Source organism: Fischerella sp. PCC 9605, assembly GCF_000517105.1.
Classification (GTDB): Bacteria; Cyanobacteriota; Cyanobacteriia; order Cyanobacteriales; family Nostocaceae; genus PCC9605.
Genome location: NZ_KI912153.1, coordinates 90,235 through 109,458 on the forward strand (window position 1 = coordinate 90,235; position 19,224 = coordinate 109,458).

Here is a 19,224-nt window from a genome sequence, read left to right on the forward strand (position 1 = left end):
TCCGTTGTCCTTTGGGTAAATTGTCTAGCTCTTGGACAAATCGTTTAAATCTTTATTCTCAACCAGTTGTTGTAGCCAGGTTTAAAAAATCTGATTGTCAGAATTGTCCATCACGTCTTGATTGTACAAAAGATAAAACCGGAGTCAGAACCTTAACTTTACGTCCCAAAGAATTACATGAAGCCCTTTTTAATGCTAGAGTGCGGCAAGAAACTCCTGAATTTAAGGAGCAGTATGCTAAAAGATCTGGTGTTGAGGGTACCATATCTCAAGCAACCAGAGTTTTTGGCTTGCGTCGATGTCGAAACCCGTGGATTTGCCAAAACTAAGTTACAGCACATCATCACGGCAGCTGCGATGAACTTGGTTCGGATTTGGCAGTGGTGGACAGAAGCTAATAATTTTGGGAAGTGTATTTCTCGATTTGCGGCTTTAGCTGTATAAAATTCGACCTGAAAGAATTCGCCAACAAAGTCAGTCTATGGGCGACTGAGTTGATGGGGTTGCATTGGCTGTGGTTGTATTAGCTGGTTTAGAAGTAGGAGCCGCTTCGGTTCCCCCAACTAATATTTTTCCGTCGCTCAGTCGAATCGTACCACCAAGATTCGGAGATAGGGCTGTGCCTGTAATGACGGCATTGCCACTGACTCCTCCCTGATACAGTCCTGCTAAATCGACATTCAAATCGTTCATCGATATAGTTAGGGGATTATTTGTTGCTTGCTGTTGGGTTTGAGGAGTGGCAAAAATCGGCAGGATGCCTGAAGCCGTGACGAATTCCCGATTGTATTGCGCTTGGATGCTTGGGACAATGATGCGATCGCCATTAAACTGTACCGTTCCCGTCACATTGGTTAACGTTCGGGTAAAGCTTGCGCCTTAAAAGTAGCATTCTCAACTACCGCTTTCCCCATTACCACTGGTTGGTTTAGAGTCCCCTGTACTTGAACATTCAGTTGCCCTTGACCTTTAACCCAAGTCACCTGGTCAGTGAATAAATTCAATAGTGCCAAGCCTTCATCTTGCACATTAGCTTGCAGGCTAATGCGATCGCTCTGGGGCACAACAGCAGCAAACGGCAACGCTAAGGGAATACTACCTGTTATTTCTACTGGTTGCGTCTGTGCTATCAGTACCGTACTGCCAAAATTCAACCGTGCATCGTTGTAACTAAAGCTGAGTTGGGCTGACTCGACAGATTGATCGTTTACACTCCCCTCTACCAGCGCTACTTCCCCAATCGCTCTGGGATTTTCTAAACTGCCTGCAACAGTGACAAGTGCATTTAATCTCCCTGCCACCTCTAAGGGGGATTGTGGCGGTAGAAAAGGTTTTATGAGCGATAGTGGCAGTGCTGTAACTCGTACCTGTCCCGATAGTTCTTCCTGTTCCAGCTGTCCGGTAAAAGCGATCGCTCCCTCACCCAAGTCAACCCGCAAGGGAAGTAAAGTTAAAACACCATTGTCATAAGTTCCTTGGGCGACAACTTCATCAATTATTGTGAAGTTGCCCCATACCCAGTCCTGACCGAGAAGATTAAAGCTGACATTAAATGCTGGTTGGGTTCCTGGCTGCAAAGAGCCAGATACTTCAATATTGCCGCTGATAGTACCGTTTAAAGCCGCCAGTGGAGGCAAGGGAGACGCTTGGTGCTGTTGATGACGCTGTTGTTGTAGAAGAGCTTCAATTTCAGAGAATCGCCGCAGTTGTGTTAATAAGGAGCTTTCTGGTAAACCAACAGATACAGTTTGTAGTGTTTCTGCACCAGTTAATGTGGGTGGCGTACCACCAGCAAGATCTTGCAAGTCGAAGATACCCAGAGCTGGCAAGACGTTTTCAATTCTGGCTCGATCAAAGTTAATTTGGAATTGAAATTGGCTCGAGCCTTCACCTTGTAGATCGCCACTGAGGGAGATGCTGCTCTCGCCTTGCCGCAATTCACCTTCTCTCAACGTAAAAGCACCATCTTCATAACGAATGCGTCCTTGCAAGACATCTGCTGCAAAAGAGCCAACTCGCGGTTGAGAAATCGCTACATCCCCCACCACACTAGACTCGGTTAGGTTTTCTGCTAGATCGATAACTAGGTTGGCGGATATATCCCCAGCGATCGCGCCTAGATTGTTCAAGCGATTCTCCAAAGGAGACGCTTCGCGAACGCCTGGAATAACACTTCTCAACACCGCCACAGGGAAGTCGCGCACATTGACAACTAAGTTTTCTCCTTGGGTTCTACCAATTGCTACTGCTTGGTTACGCCGGACAAAAAATGAAATCGGGCGATTATTATCATTAAGGGTAAAGGCAATTCGGTCTTGCTTGCCATGTTTGGGTATTTAGTGTCCCGCTAATCTGCACGGGAATTTTGCCGTAGCGTGTATTGACGTTTTCTAGGGCAATCTTCTGCCCTTGGAATTGTAGCTTTCCTTGGGTGTTGGTGAAGAGTTGGGAAATGTTTGCAATTTGAGCAGTGACATTTTCCAGGCTAGCCGTCCCAAAAATAGCTGGTTGCTGCCCTTCTGGTTGTAATTGCACCTTGATATCACCATCGACTCGACCCGATTGTAGATTAATGGGCAAATTAATTAATCGGCTCAGATCGGCTGCGAGTAAATTTCGCGCTTGGATATTAAGAGTTGTCTGTTGCAATGTAGCAGGGCGCGTTTCTCCAGCGATCGTGAGTTTGCCCCCTGTTTTAGGTTGACCAGTTAGCTCAAATTTAATCCGCTGATTTTGTTCTAAGAATAGTGCAATACCGTCAACGTTAGCAATCGCGACTGCACCTTTAGGCTTGCCTGGTTCGGGATTTGGCACTAACACCACATCAGCATTCTGTACCCGGATCGTTTCCAAGTCAGTTTGAATGAAACCAGACCCTTCTTGAGTATTAATTTGGGTAGAAACCCATTGCCCATTTTTCGCCTGTGCCATGTAAACATTTGGCTGAACTAAAGTGACGTTTAGTTCTAATGTCCGGTTAAAAAGCAGTTGCTTTAGGTCGAACCCTACTTCTACTGCCTTTGCTGCTAAGCGATCTGGATCGGTGGGAGTAGCCGGGATTGACATTGAACCAAACCGCAGACTATTAAGTGAAAATCTTTCGACTTCCCCTATTTGCACAGGTCGCCCTAGTAACTGGTTGAGATTTTTCTCAACTAGCGGTACTAACCTTTGATTGATAAAGATCCAACCCCACCATACGCCTCCCACAATTGCTACGAGTAGAATTGCACCTATAGCAATACTGGTACGGCTGAATAGAAGCAGCCGTAAATGTCGATGAGAACTAGTTTCAGGTCGATCGTCTAAACTCGGAGGGCGTGTCATCTTTCATCCTCGTGCAATCGCGATCGCTGCCGATCAGACAATTTGTGGCATTGTCAAGTTACGCTCAGAGAAAAATATTAATGAGAATTGTTTAAGAATTTGATTACATTTTGTACGGCAGAATCAGGGCTCCAGCAGTATCAAATTGCGGTCATTCTCAACTAGATTTTTCTCCGACAATAACTTGACAATGCCTACTCAGCTTACCGATCGAACAGAATCGATCTAGAGGCTAATTCAATCTCGTTTGTATTTATGCGTTTTACCCAATCGACAATAGAAGGCCGTGCCAAAACTTTAATCATTCTTCAGATAGAGAAACGATTAATTCCTTTAGGAAAACAACTACAGCAATTCAATGAATAGCCTGTTTTGCTCATCCGAGTAATTTCATCCAAAATCTCCAAGCCAACGAAAAGCACGATGCAACTCAGCAGCACCGTTAGATGCATACTAGCGACCATGTGAGAGAATGATTCTTCTAGGTTGCCATTGCAGCATCTGCTCAACACACTGACGCGCTTGATCCTTGCGTCCCCAGAATGTTAGTCGCAAGTCAAGCGGAGCTTTACCATCCGGATCGCCACTGCCAGCCAGCTTTAATAGCCAACGAAAGTTCTGGCTGACTTTGTTCGGCTCGAATTTCTCGATCAGGTCAGCAAGAATGAGGGTGGCACTGTTGCGGTGAAAGAAGACCACTTCATCCATGAATCGACTACCGCGAAAAATCAACTGGTCGATTTCATTAGCCCACTGTGGAGGTGGTTCGTCTGTCAGGTCAGCATTGAAAACCACTTGAATTTTCTGTTGGGCAGCCCGTTCTCGCACGCCCGGTGATGCCCAAGCTGTCGCCTCTGGATACGCTTTAGCCCAAGTGCTAATGTGAGCATAATGAATCTTGTTGGGTGAGATGAGATGGCGGACTAAGCCGAGCGTATCAATCTCCTTTTTCAACGCTTCCGTTAATTCAACTGGTGAATGACACCACAATTCATCGTTATTCAACCGCACAACCGTCATCCGAGTCGAAAAAGGAATCGTCGTTCCATACATTGCCATTCGTACAACTGATCCATCAACAATCCAAATATTTTCATCGACGGGTTTCAGAGTATTGATTGGCTGATATAGCTCAATAGGGTCGCGTTCAATCCCATGAGATGAGCCAGTGACAAACTGACAAGTCAGCGCTTGCGCGATCGCAGTGTTGTCTGTTAGATTTTCCATAATATCTAAAAAACCTATTTGTAGTGAAAAACCTCTGCTTTTGATGTTTTTTAGCTGTAAATTTTGGGTTGAACCATGAGAGTGCCAGCGAGCCATATGAGCGGTATGGGTTTGCAAATACATTTCAGGCTTGTGTTAGACAGTACGCGAATTGCCAAACCAAGCGTCACAATCCCGTTCGATCTGCTTGGCGGCTTTTAAATTCGACCGCCATACTCCAGCAAAGACAGCTACTATAATCAAAAGCGGCACGACGAAATATGCGTCGTAAACACTCAGAAGATAGATAAAAGTTCCCAAGAATAAAGGCAAAAGATACCATAGCCAAACGAGTCTGAGCATATGAGCCTGATGAGTCAAATGATGCTTCCACTTGTCTGGAAACTGAGTGGGGGGGAACGCAGAAAGCTCCGATTTTGGAATGTACAGCTTCCACCAGATGACGGTAATATTCAGCAACAGCGCCAAGATTACCACTCCGCTCCCAATGATTGAGAGAGTGTCTTCTGGCTGCCTGTAAATATCGTAAGCAATAATAAAAGTAAAGACAGCAATGAGAGTACCTGCAACCACTGTCTCACGGATATTTCGGCGTTGAGCACACTTTACAAGCTCGGTAACTCTGTGTTCTAGTGATTTCGCTTGTCGGTTAGACATATTTACCTCCTTTTGGCATATAGGAATGAAGTATAGTGATGATTCCTAAAAGCTGCCCATTCTGAGTGACTGGGTAAGCCTGGTAACGTTGCTGGAGAAAGTATTCATCGACTAATTCCCGAAGAGTTAAATTGGGTGGCACACTAGAGGGCGATCGCGTCATTAACTCGCCTACTCGCACTCCCTCCAAACTTGTCCGCAGTACTAGCTGTTGGTAGCTGTAATCTGCGGCATTGTTTAAAAACCAGCCAATTAAGATTAACCATAAACCGTTGAGGATGAAACCGCCAAACAGTTGCACGACTCCTAGAGCAATAATTAGATAACTAAAGAATTTTCCACCCCATGAAGCAATGCGCGTAGCTTTTTTCAAGTTACCCGCGATCTTCCAAACAATGGCACGGAATAGGCGACCGCCATCTAGGTGAAAACCAGGTAGCAGATTGAAGATCGCGAGGATTAAATTGATCGAAGCGAGATATTTGCTCACTAAGTTAATAGCAACACTCCAGCCCGCACTGCTGCCTATCCAGTAAAGTAAACCAAATAATGCGGCAAGTACCACACTAGTCAGCGGTCCTACACCAGCAATTTGAAACTCATCACCCGGATTCTCAGCATCCATACGGGTACGCGATACCCCACCAAACGCAAATAGTGTAATCCCCTCTACTGGGATGCCTTTGGCTCTTGCTACGAAACAGTGGGAAAGCTCGTGCGCCCAATAGGGAAGCAAAAAACAGTAGCGTCGCTATCACTCCCATAATGATATACGTAGCTTGGGAGAGTCCTGGGTAGTTGCCTGGAAATACGCTGCCGATAAAAGTCCACAAGATTAAGAAGAAAATAATGAACCAGGATAAATCAACACGAATTTCAAAGCCGAAAATTGAACCTAACCGAAAGCTTTGCATACATAATCCTTTAACCGATTAGTTATTGAAGTATTAAAGTTTTTTATTTATGAAACATTAGATTAAAGACTTCCCCAAAAATAATATTGATGAAGTTAAATAATTTACATAAACCTCGTCCATTTTGAAAGCTGGAGTTTTATATAAGGGCTTATAATTTGCTTCTAACTTGAATTATAAGCTTTACCCTAATTACAAAAAACTACGGTTCTCAACGTAGACGTGGTTTAATTTGCTTTTTTAAAATATGAAACTACCAGCTTTGCAGAGCGAGATACTTCAAAAAAATGCAGGCGCGTGTATTTCATCCGGTCTACGTCAACAGTATACCAGTTACGCTTTCAAGCGTACTTTTATGAACTGTTATGTTTGGATTTTAAATCTAAAAAGTGGAAAACTGGTGGAGAAGTTACTAGTATGTTTTAAGCTATGATAGAGAATATATTTCGCCCGACGTACAGACACTCATACACAGCTTTTTATTCACCATATGATAAAAAAACAAACAAGCACTTTTACACCACTTTAAATTGAGTGTTAAGTAAAATTGACTCAATTTCAAAATTTTGAATGAAATAAAATTAGGAATATATCTGTGACTTGAAAAGATTGAATATAGTTATTAAGTCTGTTTTACAATGTAAATAAAAGACAAATAGCTCAATTTTGCACAGTAATTTCTTGGTCTAATTAGCAATTCTATCATTTAATACAAAAGGGGATTGTAAATGAAAATTAGGTTTTTCAGTACCTAGTATGCCAACTATTAGTTAAAAATTCAAATTTGACTATAAAATAAAGGTTGAAACGCCTAAATCCCTAAAAAAGCCTAAAATTTTAAAAATAATGCTTGCTTTTGTTGTACAGCAGTGCTTTCAGGTTTTTAGCGGATTGATTTAGCATACCAAGTACTGAAGAGCCGAAAATTATTGGCATAGGAGATACGAAGAAAGTGAAAAAGCCTTATGCTCTTGAGTTACAGATTTAAAAAACGATACTTCGCGCTCGCTGTAATTTGTCTTACGCCTGTAATTCTACCAGTGATAGCAATTACAGCGTTTAGTATTTATCTTTATAACAGTAAAAACAACATCCATCAGGCTGATGCGGCAATTGTTTTAGGAGCCGCAGCATGGGAAGATAAACCATCTCCGGTTTTTAGAGAACGAATTAATCACGCAATTAATCTCTATAAAACTGGAAATGTTCACAACATCATTTTTACAGGCGGAATTGGCAAAAATAGTGAATATGCTGAAGCAATTGTTGGTAAACAATATGCGATCGCGCATGGCGTAAAAAAGTCTGATATCCTAATCGAAGCCGAATCACTAACAACTCTCCAAAACATTAAAAATGCTTTAAAAGTGGCTTCGTCCACTCAGTTATCCAAGTTTCTCATTGTTAGCGACCCTTTACATTTAAAACGAGCAGTTTTGATGGCGCAAGACTTAGGAATGGATGCACATCCATCTGGAACACCAACTAGTCGTTATCGCAGTTTCAAAAGTAAGCTGAAATTTTTGGTGCGAGAAACTTATAGTTATTTTATCTACCTTTTGTTGAGAATTTAATTTTTTTATCCATCAAGCTTTGATTATTAGTTGATAATCAGCGATTAAAAAGTCAACAAAAGGGCTGCATAACTGACCGCACCAAGAGCAAACGCCCAAAAGCGACTTTCCCGTTCCTCCGGAAGTTCTTCCTTGAGAACATTAAGGACTACACCTCCGGCTAAAAAGGCAAAAAGAACCGCAACTGCTGCACGATGGATTTCAGTGCCACTACCAATTACCCAACCAACAATAATTGCTGCTGCCAACAGCCATCGTCCAATCCGGTCATAAATTTCCTTGTGATGTTCGCGTAAACCATTATCGTTAACAACGAAATGCAAAGCCATCGCAAAGAAGAACAAAAGTAAACTTTCAATACCCGGTTCTTCTCGGTGAAGCAACAAGTAACCGATTAAAGCATTGTAAACACCAAAAGAAGCAATATGTATCCAAAAAACACCTGAAGAAGTTATATCTCTTTGACCTGCTTTTTGATTGTTTTGACGTGACCTTTTCGCAAGTCTTTCTAAAGCATAAAAAACTGATAAACCTACAAGTGCAACCAAATAAACGTGATGTTCCAAGAATGCAATTCTAAAGTCTATATTTTGAATTGTTTCCTGTGCTTGACTCAATTCAGGCAAGATGTGAACGAAAACATAAGCAACAGATACCCCACTGCCAAAAGAAAGCCAACGACTACGCGGAATAGTTCTAAGGAAGCGTAACTTACCAGAGAAGATATGTATAATAGCTAAGAAAATAGCACACAAAGCGGAAATAAGAAGAATATTAGAGTTAGATACTGATTGCTCTGCGACTGCAAACATAATTTCTACTAGCTCATTTGAAAAGTATAAAAATTGCCTGCATATTCTTTGAAATCATAAATATAATTCACATATTTTCTGGGATAAATTTGTTGATTTTTATCTGATGTCACCAGTTGATATATATTAAAGCGCTTCTGGACAGTAGCCTAGATACTTTGATTGCACATAACCACCGAAAGGCAGTACAATTTGTACCCAACCATTTTTAGAGTTCATAATGACAATGTTTAAGCAAATTAAAAGCAAACTTTTTAATTTATATAGCGAGTCGTCTTGCTGCACCACCAATTGTTGAAGGTAGCCCCAAAATAATGGTGTAAGGTATAAAGCTTTGCTTCTTCAACACATACTAGTCCGTGATGAGTGACTGTTTCCCCTGCCCAAAGAGCGCGGATAACATCAACACATTCCTTGAGACGGGCATTGCGATCGCTCTTGCAAGGCCAATGTTCTCCGGTAATATGTTCGTTGACTGCTTGACCGCTACCTACGGTGAGCCAAAAGCGGTTAGGAAACATTTCTGCCAACGTTGCCGCTGCTTGGGCAATAATAGCGGGATGATACCGTTCTTTGTCCAGGAGCGCAAACAACCCGATAGGAAAGTGTCGGAGTAGCTTGCATTGCTGCACCCAACCACGACCAAGTGAAACCGCTTTGTCCTTGGTCTTCGCTCCAAGGGTGGAAGTGATCGGAAGACAGAGCAAGGGTAAAACCTGCTTGTTCTGCCATCTGTACGTACTTTAACAATTCGCTGGGTTTGAATTGTTCGTGGGAAGCGTGATATCCAATCTTAGCCATAAAGTTTTCTCCGTAGTAATGTATTTAAATGCGAACGTTAGAGTTAGTAATTTTCCGATAACGAGCCTCGACCATTGAATGGATGCCGTAAGCAATTAGACCACTTGCCACCAAACCCAAAATCAAAGCTCCAAAGGGTTGTTGTGCTAGAATTGCTAATGCTTCACCCAAACCTCTAGCTTTATTCGCATTAGACAGACGTGCTGCCTGAATAAAGAAAATGCCAATGATACCAAAAACAACGCCACGGGAAGCAATCCCAAATCTGCCGATACGCATTGCCCAGGTTTGCTCAATGGCAGTCATTTCATGCAGTTTGAATTGGCGGCGGAACTTACCCTTGTATGCTTCATATAAGTAATAGATCCCAACACCAATTGCGATCGCCCCAACCAATCCCACCAACCACTGTCCGAAGGGTTGAGCTAGCAACCGCGCTGTCCAATCTTCAGTAGAATTGCGGTTAATATCATCTGCATCGATAATAATTTGCACTGCTGTCAGCGCTATACTTGCATAAGCCAAGGCATTGAAAGCATAACCAAAACGCTTGATAAATCGCTTAGCATTCATTGGTTGATCGGAGTTTTCCGGGTCAAAAATAGTCTGCACCAAACGCCAAAGAACGTACCCAACGATACCAAAACTTAGAAAACCCAGTAAAAATTTCCCAAAAGGTTGGGAAACGATCGCTAAAAACGCACCACTAATATCCGTGATTCTGCCACCAACACCAATCGCCACCTGTGCCGCTAAAAAGCCGACTACAAAATATACCACTCCTTTTGCAGCATAGCCCAATCTTGCCAAGCGTTCAAAGGCAGGATGAGCAACTGCTTGCTTGACTGGTTTTTTAATTTTGTTAGTGGGTAAATTAGGTTGTGTCATTGCTTTTCATCAGCTTTCTCTGGTCTAATTGTTGCCCTTTTGCCTTTTCTTTCGGCGACGGATGAACCAAATTCCCAAACCGACAACGAGTACCACCACCACAACTATAGAAATAGGACTAAGATACTTTTTCACCAGTTGATAATTCTGCCCCAGCACAAAGCCTGCATAGCTTAACAGTCCTACCCACACAAGAGTACCAACTGTTGAGTACAGTAAGAAGGGTAGAAATGGCATCTCCTCAAAACCTGCGGGAATGGAAATCAAAGTACGAATAGCTGGAATGAGGCGACCGAAGAACACCACAGCCCACCCGTATTTTTTGAACCACCGCTTGGACTTGTCGATGTCCTCACCAGATAAAGTTAGCCACTTGCCATGCTTGTTTACCCACTGTCGCAAGCGTTTTTCACCTACACGCTTGCCTATATAGTACCAAGGTAATGCACCCAGCACAGAACCTACTGTTCCTGCCAGAATTACAAACAGCAAATTCAAGTTGCCCTGCTGGACGGTAAAGCCTGCCAATGGCATAATCACCTCTGAAGGTATGGGAGGAAAAATGTTTTCCAGCACCATTAGCAGGGCAATACCCAAGTAGCCCATCGAAGAAATTATGTTGGTAATCCAATTCAGCATAAGATGGTTCTTTTAATTACTGCTAAACTCATCGGTTAGCCGTTTCTGAGAATGCTGTTGTCTATGTTGCTGATATTGATAATTATTATCATTAAAGTGCCAAGTAGAAAGTTACCAACAAAGAACTTCCAGCCCAGTAATACCCACAGCACGATACCCAATTCAATCACTAGATTGGTAGAAGCAATTAGGAAAGAGAGGGCGTTAACTGGGTGTGCGCCTTTGACGAGTACAGAACGAGAAGCAGCGATCGCAGCAAAAGAACAAGAAGAAGATATAAAGCCAAAGAAACCAGCTAAAGCTGCTTGTTTCCAGCCGCGTTTACCCAAAACTCGCGCCATTTGGGAGCGAGTGACTATTACCTGAATTGTGGCAGAAACTGTATAACCAAACACTAGTGCCCAGAAGGATTTCCATAATATTCCCGCACTGGTTAATAAGGCTTGTCCAATTTGGTTCAACATAAGACACCCTAATAAACATCACTTTGTCATGAGTTACAAAAGTGATTAGTATTACATTACTGAGCCGCAATTTTTTCACTAACTGTTGATTGCACCCTTTGAGCAAGGTCATTTGATATTGGTATATATCCAAGTTGTGAAGCGTATTTGTCACCTTCAGTCAGCGCCCAGTTAATAAAGTTTTTGAGAGTAGTTGCTTTGGCAGGATTATCGTACTGGTTATATAGCAGGAGCCAAGTGAGACCCACAATTGGATAAGCTTGCTGTCCTGGAGGATCTGGAATTTCCAGGGCAAAGTTTTGTGGAATTGTCTGTCCTTCCAAGGCTCTAGCAGCAGATTCTGGTGATGGATCTACAAATTGACCAGCCTGATTTTCCAGAGTTGCCATATTCAAGTTATTTTCTCTGGCATAGGCATACTCAACGTAGCCGATCGCTCCCTGAGTTTGCTGAATTTGGGCTGTTATCCCTTCATTGCCTTTAGCACCGATACCTGTAGGCCAGCTGATTGATTTACCAACACCTGCTTTCCAGTTAGGACATGCCTTACTAATGTGATTGGTAAAGAGGAAGGTAGTACCGCTACCATCAGAACGATGAACAAACCTGATGGGAGTATTGGGTAGGTTAACGTTGGGGTTTTGTTTAGCAATCAGCGGATTGTCCCATGTTTTGATATCACCTTGGACAATGCCACAATAGGCTTGGCGTGAAAGCCTTAAATTTTTGACATTTCCTTCTAGATTGTAAGCAAAGACAACAGCACCACCCGTTAACGGTACTTGAATCGGTTCAGCATTATATTTCGTCCGAAACTTTTGGCGTTCTTGTTCTGTTAGAGGTGCATCGGTAGCACCAAAATCTACAGTTCCTTCTAGATACTGATTAACACCAGCACCACTACCTATTGACTGGTAGTTAATTCTGATATTGGGGTTTTGTTGGTTGTAAGCATTGAACCAAGTTTGATACAAGGGAGCAGGAAAGGATGCTCCAGCACCACTAAGAGAGACTTGGTTGCCTGGAGTCTGTGGTTGGCAAGATAATAAACCTGTAGTAAGTGCTACTCCAGTTACTGTGAGAATCCAATGAGGAGTTTTAGTATGATTAGATATGATGTTGCGGAATTTTTGTAACATGATTGCACCGTGGTTTTATAGATTCCTAAGTGTGCAGAGAATTTTGTTATTAACTAACTACGGCAATTTGATAGTTACGGTTTTCCCAGTTTTGAGAATTAGTCCAGAAGAAGGTAAAGTGAATTGGGGATTTTTGGTTAGGAGAAATAGCGATATCTACGAATTCAATATCAATTGCAGTTGTTGTTGAATCAGTGTTTTGTACCGTCTGCCAGTTATCATTAGACCAATGCAAGCGGAAGGGAGCTAATGCTTGAATTCGCAGCGTGTATCCCGCCTTCAAGGTGCAAATTTGACGGTTGAATTTCCAAATTTCTAGAAACTGAGTTGGTTTGGAATTCCCCAGATAACGATTTGCTACTTCTGGAATCCAATCAAATACCTTGCCATCTCGAACAGAACGCAGTAATTTAATATACTCTGCGTGCGCCCATGCTAAAGGCATTGCTGAACCTGTAGGTTTACCAAAATACAAATGAGAGTTCCGATAGTCTGGTTCATCCCAGATTTGTTCTGGTAACAATCCCGTGTCTGAAGCAAAGGCTTCCATCGCCTGGATCAAAGGTTGCACATCATGCCCTGCGGTTAGCTCATAATGTCCTCTTTCTCCTGTCAATAAAGGCCAGGCTCGTCCTTTGCCGTAATGTAAGAAAGGGCCGCCATCTTCTTGTTGTCCATAACCGTCATGATTGTAACGATGCCAGCAGGAGCCAAAGGGAGTGTCTACCTTCAGCACTGCATCTACGACTTTGAGAGAATCGACAATCAGGGGATCGCAGGGAGTGCGGATACCGTAGCGCACCAATTCCAAAAAGCCTGCATCAACAATTTCTTTTGCTGGAAACTGCCACTCTTCTCCAGGAGGACGATTGGCAATAGCCAGCATTCCCTGATTTGGGTCTTCATTCGGGTGGGGATCGTGAATATCTACTGGATTAATCCGAATATAATGCCGTTTAATCTCAGGAATCAAAGTTCCTTCAGTTGTTACCGTCCAGGCTTCTAAGTGATTTTCCAGAAAATCGGCGTACTCTTCAATAAATTGAGCAGTACTCAGATTTCCTCGTTCACGGGCAAAGGTTGCAGCACAGATGAGAGCTGCAATAGTTGCGGCAAGAGTTGAAGGTGAATAGCCGCTAACTTCTTCCCACCGTTCTTGCTGGGTAGCGGGGCCGTAATTGATTAAGTACTTAGTTGCCCGCATCACCATTGGGTAAGGGTCAAATTGGCGTAGGGCGTTATGCCGATAAAGCCGCCACGCCAGCATAATTGGGAAGGCTACTTCGTCAAGCTGAATTCCTGTCCAGTAGGGTTCGCCATTTATCCAAAAGTTCTGAGCAAATCCACCATCTGGCTGTTGGCTGGCAGCTAGATAAATCAATGCTTCTAAGGCAGTTGTCTTATGTCCGGCTGCAAGCAATGCTGTAACGCTATTTACCATGTCGCGAGGCCAGACCAGATGGTATCCTCCCTGTTGTTCATCACCGTGGGCATCACCTCAAGGAATTGACAGCGAAGCAATCATTGCGCCGGGATAGATTTTGTCTTCGTGTGCTAGTAACAGGCTAAAGCTACTGTGATAAAGATTACCTCCATCACCTGATACTTGTTCTAGTGGTAGGCGGTCTTCACAGGCACTGTTCCACTGGTTGATGTAGCGGGCTTTTTGTTCTTTAAAAGGAATATCCAAGGACAGCAAGAGGGTTGTCACTGCGTCGTGGAGGTGGCTAGCGAATGCCAGCCCTAACGTGAATTCCTGATAGGACATATCAATTTCCGCTGTTAGGGCAATATTCCCCCTTTGAGCTTCCTGAAACTCCCAGTCCATCTGGAAATTATCTGCTAAGTCTGTCCAACCGTCACTTTCACCAACATAGCCACAAGAGGTGCGTGTGAAGGGAACGGTTGCTGCCATTGCCAACCAGTTATTATCTTGTTGAGCGGTTAAGATTGTTACTCCTGCTACTTCTACCACTCTAGCGCTATCATTCCACCCGCCAATACCCAAGTGCGGCGCACACAGCGCGTAGAGTCGGAGTTTTGCTAATACCTGTGGATTAGCCGTAAGGCGCGTGTGTTGCAGAATGCATGAATCTCGTGGGTCAGTAATAATTTCCTTGGTAATGGTGTAGTGTCCTTCTGGATCGGAGTTGGTAATGCGGTATCCAAGAACGTGGGGGGCGATACGTTCAGTTTTGGTCTGGAGATGACGCTGTTCTTCATGGAAAAAGCTAGAGCCATCAGTAATCAAATATTGCAGATCCCGGATTTGGGGACGGTCAATGGTAGGGTAGTAAACTTCATTGAGAATGCCATTAGAAAGGGTGAACCAAACGCGACTGGAGATGGCGTAAGCTGTTCCTACCCCATCTTTATTGCCAACAGTCCAACGGGGTTCTTGTCCTGGTTGTCCAAAAGCTGTGCTTTGAGTTTGCTGTTGTGTCATTTTTAATGCCTTTCTCTTCAGTTAGAACCTGCACCTGAACCCTTGCGGAAACCTGGACAAAATTGCCCAGCCTTGGCGGTGCGGGCGTTTGATCTCACAAACTGGGAGTTGATATGTATAAAAACGCCCGCACTGCCACCCCTTTTTCAGGATTGTTACTGGGAAGATATGTATAAGGCTGGGCAATTTTGTCTAATTGTTTTTGAACCCTATGACTCCAATAAGTTGCAACAGATAGATAACTGCAAATACGGCGAAAAATATCCCCGCGATCGCAGTACCACCAAAAATTATCTTTGACGGTCGTAGTTCCTTTGGCAGCATCCGATGATTGAGGAAGAGGGTCAGTCCGGTGACAATGGGAATATGGGCAGCTTCAATTGCGCCTGCGGTTTGCAGCAAGCCGACAGGTTGACCGAAGAACAGATAAACAGCAATTGGTAAAACTGCCAGTAACACAACAATATAAAAACGCTGCAAGAACTTCTCGTTAGTCCAGCGTCCCCGCACACCAAATCCTTGTAAAATAATTTGCGTACCATCAGCAAACATCCGCCCAAAACCATCTTCGACTGAAAGTACAGTGCTACAAAAGGTAATAAAAACAATCAAAACCATAAACCAAAAGCCAAACGGCCCCCAAAGGTCGCCCAGCAAAGTTCCTAGAGTTTCTGCTACCTGATTTTCTTGTGGCACAAGTCCCTGAGGACGCAGCAACTCGCTACCAAGAATCAGGAAAGACAACGCCGCCAACAGCGCACCAACTACAGCTAAGGTATTGGATATAGTCATCAGATTTATCCAGCCGCGTAGTTTCTTTTTTTCCTCCCGATTGAGTTGCTTGGGGTCTATCCTCTCTTGTCCCTTAACACTAGCAGCACCGTAACCTCTGGCTTCTACCCAGTATGAATACCACATCAGCCCGGCTGCTCCTGCGAGCATAAAACCCAACCAAGGTAGTATTTCTTCATACCGCACATTTTGGGGAATTTGCGGTACTAACCCGGCTGCCAGTTGGCGAAAGCTGGGAAAAACAAAAATAGCAGCTGTTACCACTGCAATTGTACGGGCAATCCCCACATAAGAAGAAATTTTTTCTAATACGTTGTATTGACCTAACAAAACAATTGCCGCCGTGACAACGATGATAATCACCGTCCACAATTGGACACCTCCCCCTGTTACCAAAATTAGTGCAGTCGCAGCCGCTCCTGCTAGTCCGGCTACAGTAGAAATCGCTACCACTAATTGTGGTAGTAATATCAGCCAGATAGCCCAGTTTTTCGGGCCGGGAAGTTGCTTGAATCCTTCTAGGATGGTTGCGCCTGTGCAGACTGAAAAGCGACCCACCTCACCGTTAATAAACCATTTCAGGATCACAGCAGCAAGTAGCGCCCATAGCAGAGAGTAACCATAAAAAGCAGCAATGCGAGGTGTAAATAGTAACTCTCCTGAACCTGCAGCCGAAAGCATCCACAAAAAGCTTGGCCCGAGCCACTTTAAGTTTTCCCAACCGTGTGGTGACTCTGGTATATTTATCGTGTTTTGTTGGTGCTGTTGGCTAGATATTTGCACATTGGAATCGCGATCGCTTTTATTACTCATTTGGTGCATTCCGTTGAGAACTATAGTGGCTGATGAGATTGCTCTGATATTGCACTAGTTGGGAATTCCACTTATGCTGTAGTGATTCTCAATCTGTCCTTATTGCACTACTTCGGTAGATTCAGCAACAATCGCAGGTAATTTTTCTGAGAACGCTGGGATTGGACGAATTGCGTCTAAATTGTATTTTTTGGCTACCTCGTCTCTATCGAATCGACGCACAGTCCCTGTAACCTGAACGCGACTACCTACTTGAATATTTTCTGCTGGAGTCGAACTGACAACCAGCAAAAATTCATCACCAGCAAAATCTTTGTCATCCAAGGCAAATGCATTTCTACTGAGCGCATTTTGAACTTCAGCAGTTACGGTTACAGTTTTGCCCAAAAATGTGCTGGAGTTATCAACAATGTTATCTATCGTCACCTCTTTTGGCTCTATTGCTGCACTTGGTTCTGAATTAGCCGTAACTGTTGGTTTAGGAGTACAACTAGAGAGGATAAGTACGGCTAGAAGCAGTAGAAAGATTGCTCCTTGATGTTGATTGTTTGTGTTCATGAATGTCGAACTCCTTCAGATCAATCTCTTCTGGTGCGATTTCTACTTCTTGCCAATCGTTCAGAATAAGACCTAAGCGATGGATGATCCTTTTCATTAATTTCGTATAATGAAGGGTCATTTTCATATTTGTAAGTTTCTCGGTCAAAGGGAGGGTTAGCAGATTCAGGAATATGAATTGTTCTTTCGTCTGTGTGGGGAACTGATAAAGATGCGACTTGACCCAAAGCCATTGGCCCATAAGGTACGGTTGGTGGAACCGGATTACCTAATGGATCGACAGTATAAATTGGGTCGCTAGCAGTAACACCAGAACGATAACCTGCTCGTACCCGTTCTTCATAGTCATCATCAATTCGTAGTTCTTCGCTAAACTCAGGTAAACTCTCTACTTGTTCTTTAGTCAAACCTTTGGCATAAACTCGCTTTTGGGCAAAGTCTATTCGAGAACGACCGATTGGTAATAGAACTTGTTTGCCGAAAATCCATAAACCTAAATTAATGACAAGGTAGCGAAAGCTACCGTCATCTTCATCAACTAAAATGTCTTTGATAGTGGCAATTTTTTCATTATTTATATCTGAATAAACACTGAAATCAATCAGGTTGTTATTGCCAAATATTTCAGTATAATTGGGATTGAAATCTTTTATTTTTAATAGTGCCATTGTGTATTCCTTCTGTGTATTACTGAATTTAAAAATGAAAGGTGATTAATACAGTCAACTGTTGAACAATAAAACTCAAAATTTCATGAATCCACATAAATGCTTTTCTATCTAATTTTCGAGTTGGTTTTTACTAATTAAAGCTCTGCCAATCAGCAAATTAGTCTGCTAGTAACTTTTTGATAATATTGAAGACTGCACCTCCACCACACTTGCCATATCAGAAACTTTTCGATATTCCTTACAAGTCTTCGTTTAGATCTGTTTGTAAACGTTCTTCAGCATGGGTTTCTCGGGCAATAACAGGCGAATTAATACTGTCGTTCACGTCAAACTCCTGCTTAAGTTGAGCAACCCAAGTTTTGATTCGTTCTTCAGTCAAATCAGATTGATTATCTTCATCCAGAGCAAGACCTACAAATTTACCATCGCGAATAGCTTTCGATTCATTAAATTCATATCCTTCAGTAGACCAATAGCCTATTGTTTCGCCTCCTTGTTCAGAAATTTTTTCCTCTAGAATACCTATCGCATCCTGGAAGGTATCTGGATAACCAACCTGGTCTCCTGCTCCAAAATAAGCAACTTTTTTACCACTAAAGTTAATGTTATCTAGCTCATCGTAGAAATCTTCCCAATCACTTTGCAATTCACCAATATTCCATGTGGGACAACCAATGATGATATAACTATACTCATTAAAATCACTCGGTTCCGATTTGGAAATGTCATTCAAATCCACAACGCTTTCCCCTCCAAATTCTTTCTGAATCATTTCCGCTTCGGTTTGAGTGTTACCTGTTTGAGTGCCAAAAAATAATCCAATTTTAGCCATTGTTATTTCCTCTTTTTTTAGTTCTGGTTTAAGGAAAGCTACGTACATCAGACAACTGCTGCACTAGTTGTAATTAGTGCAGCCGTACGGCGATCGCCCATGATGGCTAAATCACGAATCGGTGGAAAGTCACAATTCACATTAAGCCCCTTGACCCATGTATTGCATCAGCCCTCCATCTACCACGAGGGTTGTGCCATGAATATACTTGGCATCACTGGAAGCTAGGAATACTGCGGCATGAGCGATTTCCTGTGGTTCCGCAGCTCGTTTGAGCGGAATTGACTGTACCTGCTGTTTCCAAACTTCTGGGTCATCCTTCGCTGACTGGTTAAAGGGGGTCAGCACCATTCCTGGAGCAATATTATTGATATTAATCCCTTTCTCTGCCAGTTCTAAGGCAAGCGTTCTGGTCAAATTCCGCAAGCCTCCCTTGGCAACATCATAGTCAGCGGCTCCGGCTCTGGGAATCTCCTGGTGGACACTGGTGATATTAATAATCACGCCCCGCTTATCCATGCCTTCTAGTCCCCGGTTATATCTTATTAAATTTTAAATAACAACAACAACAACAGCGTAGCTGATATTAAGTTTTATCACTACGTTGTTTTTATGTACAAGAACAATAGTAATCTAAGTCTATAACGTAAATAGCGATATTAAGGGTAGG

The 19,224-nt window shown here is 43.0% G+C and carries 20 protein-coding genes and 2 pseudogenes; 3 read left to right on the forward strand and 19 right to left on the reverse strand.

Going from position 1 to position 19,224, the window contains the following annotated elements; translation table 11 throughout:
• Positions 1-20 precede the first annotated feature (20 nt).
• Complete coding sequence (locus tag FIS9605_RS45825) at positions 21-329, forward strand: transposase (protein ID WP_231510593.1); 309 nt, start codon at positions 21-23, stop codon at positions 327-329.
• Positions 235-444 (forward strand): hypothetical protein, encoded by a 210-nt coding sequence (locus FIS9605_RS45830; protein ID WP_026736271.1) that lies wholly within the window; start codon positions 235-237, stop codon positions 442-444. The genes FIS9605_RS45825 and FIS9605_RS45830 overlap by 95 nt, the downstream gene beginning before the upstream one ends.
• 30 nt (positions 445-474) lie before the next feature.
• Here the strand turns inward: FIS9605_RS45830 and FIS9605_RS44660 are convergent, their stop codons facing one another.
• The 6 genes from FIS9605_RS44660 to FIS9605_RS39270 form a co-directional block, all read right to left on the reverse strand.
• On the reverse strand, positions 475-849 hold the full coding sequence (locus tag FIS9605_RS44660; RefSeq protein ID WP_026736272.1) for a translocation/assembly module TamB domain-containing protein: 375 nt from the start codon (positions 847-849) through the stop codon (positions 475-477).
• Positions 850-854: 5 nt separating this feature from the next.
• On the reverse strand, positions 855-2,204 hold the full coding sequence (locus tag FIS9605_RS44665) for a translocation/assembly module TamB domain-containing protein (RefSeq protein ID WP_035140624.1): 1,350 nt from the start codon (positions 2,202-2,204) through the stop codon (positions 855-857).
• A gap of 88 nt (positions 2,205-2,292) precedes the next feature.
• The gene (locus tag FIS9605_RS44670) at positions 2,293-3,327 is read right to left on the reverse strand and encodes a DUF748 domain-containing protein (RefSeq protein ID WP_026736274.1); all 1,035 of its coding nucleotides are present in this window, start codon (positions 3,325-3,327) and stop codon (positions 2,293-2,295) included.
• Between the two features lie 453 nt (positions 3,328-3,780).
• Positions 3,781-4,677: a DUF4336 domain-containing protein gene (locus tag FIS9605_RS39265; protein ID WP_231510564.1), complete on the reverse strand. Its 897-nt coding sequence runs from the start codon at positions 4,675-4,677 to the stop codon at positions 3,781-3,783.
• 12 nt (positions 4,678-4,689) lie between these two features.
• A complete protein-coding gene (locus FIS9605_RS0132810; RefSeq protein ID WP_026736275.1) occupies positions 4,690-5,211 on the reverse strand; it encodes a hypothetical protein in 522 nt (173 codons plus the stop codon).
• Positions 5,204-5,947, reverse strand: coding sequence for a site-2 protease family protein (locus FIS9605_RS39270; RefSeq protein WP_231510565.1), 744 nt, complete (start codon positions 5,945-5,947; stop codon positions 5,204-5,206). The genes FIS9605_RS0132810 and FIS9605_RS39270 overlap by 8 nt, the downstream gene beginning before the upstream one ends.
• Positions 5,948-7,090: 1,143 nt before the next feature.
• On the opposite strand from FIS9605_RS39270, the gene FIS9605_RS0132820 reads away from it, so the two are divergent.
• Positions 7,091-7,699: a YdcF family protein gene (locus FIS9605_RS0132820; protein ID WP_035140626.1), complete on the forward strand. Its 609-nt coding sequence runs from the start codon at positions 7,091-7,093 to the stop codon at positions 7,697-7,699.
• A gap of 44 nt (positions 7,700-7,743) precedes the next feature.
• Here the strand turns inward: FIS9605_RS0132820 and FIS9605_RS0132825 are convergent, their stop codons facing one another.
• From FIS9605_RS0132825 to FIS9605_RS39295, 13 genes and pseudogenes are all read right to left on the reverse strand, one after another.
• Positions 7,744-8,511 (reverse strand): membrane protein, encoded by a 768-nt coding sequence (locus FIS9605_RS0132825; protein WP_026736277.1) that lies wholly within the window; start codon positions 8,509-8,511, stop codon positions 7,744-7,746.
• Between the two features lie 323 nt (positions 8,512-8,834).
• Positions 8,835-9,312: pseudogene (locus FIS9605_RS46480) on the reverse strand (LLM class flavin-dependent oxidoreductase); the annotation flags it as partial.
• A gap of 24 nt (positions 9,313-9,336) precedes the next feature.
• Complete coding sequence (locus tag FIS9605_RS0132840; protein WP_026736280.1) at positions 9,337-10,200, reverse strand: DUF1206 domain-containing protein; 864 nt, start codon at positions 10,198-10,200, stop codon at positions 9,337-9,339.
• Positions 10,201-10,224: 24 nt separating this feature from the next.
• Positions 10,225-10,839, reverse strand: coding sequence for a DedA family protein (locus tag FIS9605_RS0132845; protein ID WP_026736281.1), 615 nt, complete (start codon positions 10,837-10,839; stop codon positions 10,225-10,227).
• A gap of 35 nt (positions 10,840-10,874) precedes the next feature.
• Entirely contained in the window at positions 10,875-11,303 is a 429-nt protein-coding gene (locus tag FIS9605_RS0132850; RefSeq protein WP_026736282.1) for a permease, read from the reverse strand.
• 56 nt (positions 11,304-11,359) lie between these two features.
• Positions 11,360-12,442, reverse strand: a complete 1,083-nt coding sequence (gene pstS, locus FIS9605_RS0132855; RefSeq protein ID WP_026736283.1) for a phosphate ABC transporter substrate-binding protein PstS — start codon at positions 12,440-12,442, stop codon at positions 11,360-11,362.
• A 49-nt stretch (positions 12,443-12,491) separates the two neighbouring features.
• Positions 12,492-13,904 (reverse strand): annotated as a pseudogene (locus tag FIS9605_RS45835) (glycoside hydrolase family 15 protein); the annotation flags it as partial.
• Positions 13,905-13,940: 36 nt separating this feature from the next.
• Positions 13,941-14,888 (reverse strand): hypothetical protein, encoded by a 948-nt coding sequence (locus FIS9605_RS45840; RefSeq protein ID WP_231510567.1) that lies wholly within the window; start codon positions 14,886-14,888, stop codon positions 13,941-13,943.
• Between the two features lie 192 nt (positions 14,889-15,080).
• Positions 15,081-16,493: an Nramp family divalent metal transporter gene (locus FIS9605_RS0132865; protein WP_026736284.1), complete on the reverse strand. Its 1,413-nt coding sequence runs from the start codon at positions 16,491-16,493 to the stop codon at positions 15,081-15,083.
• Between the two features lie 99 nt (positions 16,494-16,592).
• A complete protein-coding gene (locus tag FIS9605_RS0132870) occupies positions 16,593-17,051 on the reverse strand; it encodes a hypothetical protein (RefSeq protein WP_026736285.1) in 459 nt (152 codons plus the stop codon).
• A 20-nt stretch (positions 17,052-17,071) separates the two neighbouring features.
• A complete protein-coding gene (locus tag FIS9605_RS39285; RefSeq protein WP_035140628.1) occupies positions 17,072-17,719 on the reverse strand; it encodes a PRC-barrel domain-containing protein in 648 nt (215 codons plus the stop codon).
• Between the two features lie 241 nt (positions 17,720-17,960).
• Entirely contained in the window at positions 17,961-18,554 is a 594-nt protein-coding gene (fldA, locus tag FIS9605_RS39290) for a flavodoxin FldA (protein ID WP_082209948.1), read from the reverse strand.
• A 141-nt stretch (positions 18,555-18,695) separates the two neighbouring features.
• The gene (locus tag FIS9605_RS39295) at positions 18,696-19,073 is read right to left on the reverse strand and encodes an SDR family oxidoreductase (protein ID WP_231510568.1); all 378 of its coding nucleotides are present in this window, start codon (positions 19,071-19,073) and stop codon (positions 18,696-18,698) included.
• Positions 19,074-19,224 lie beyond the last annotated feature (151 nt).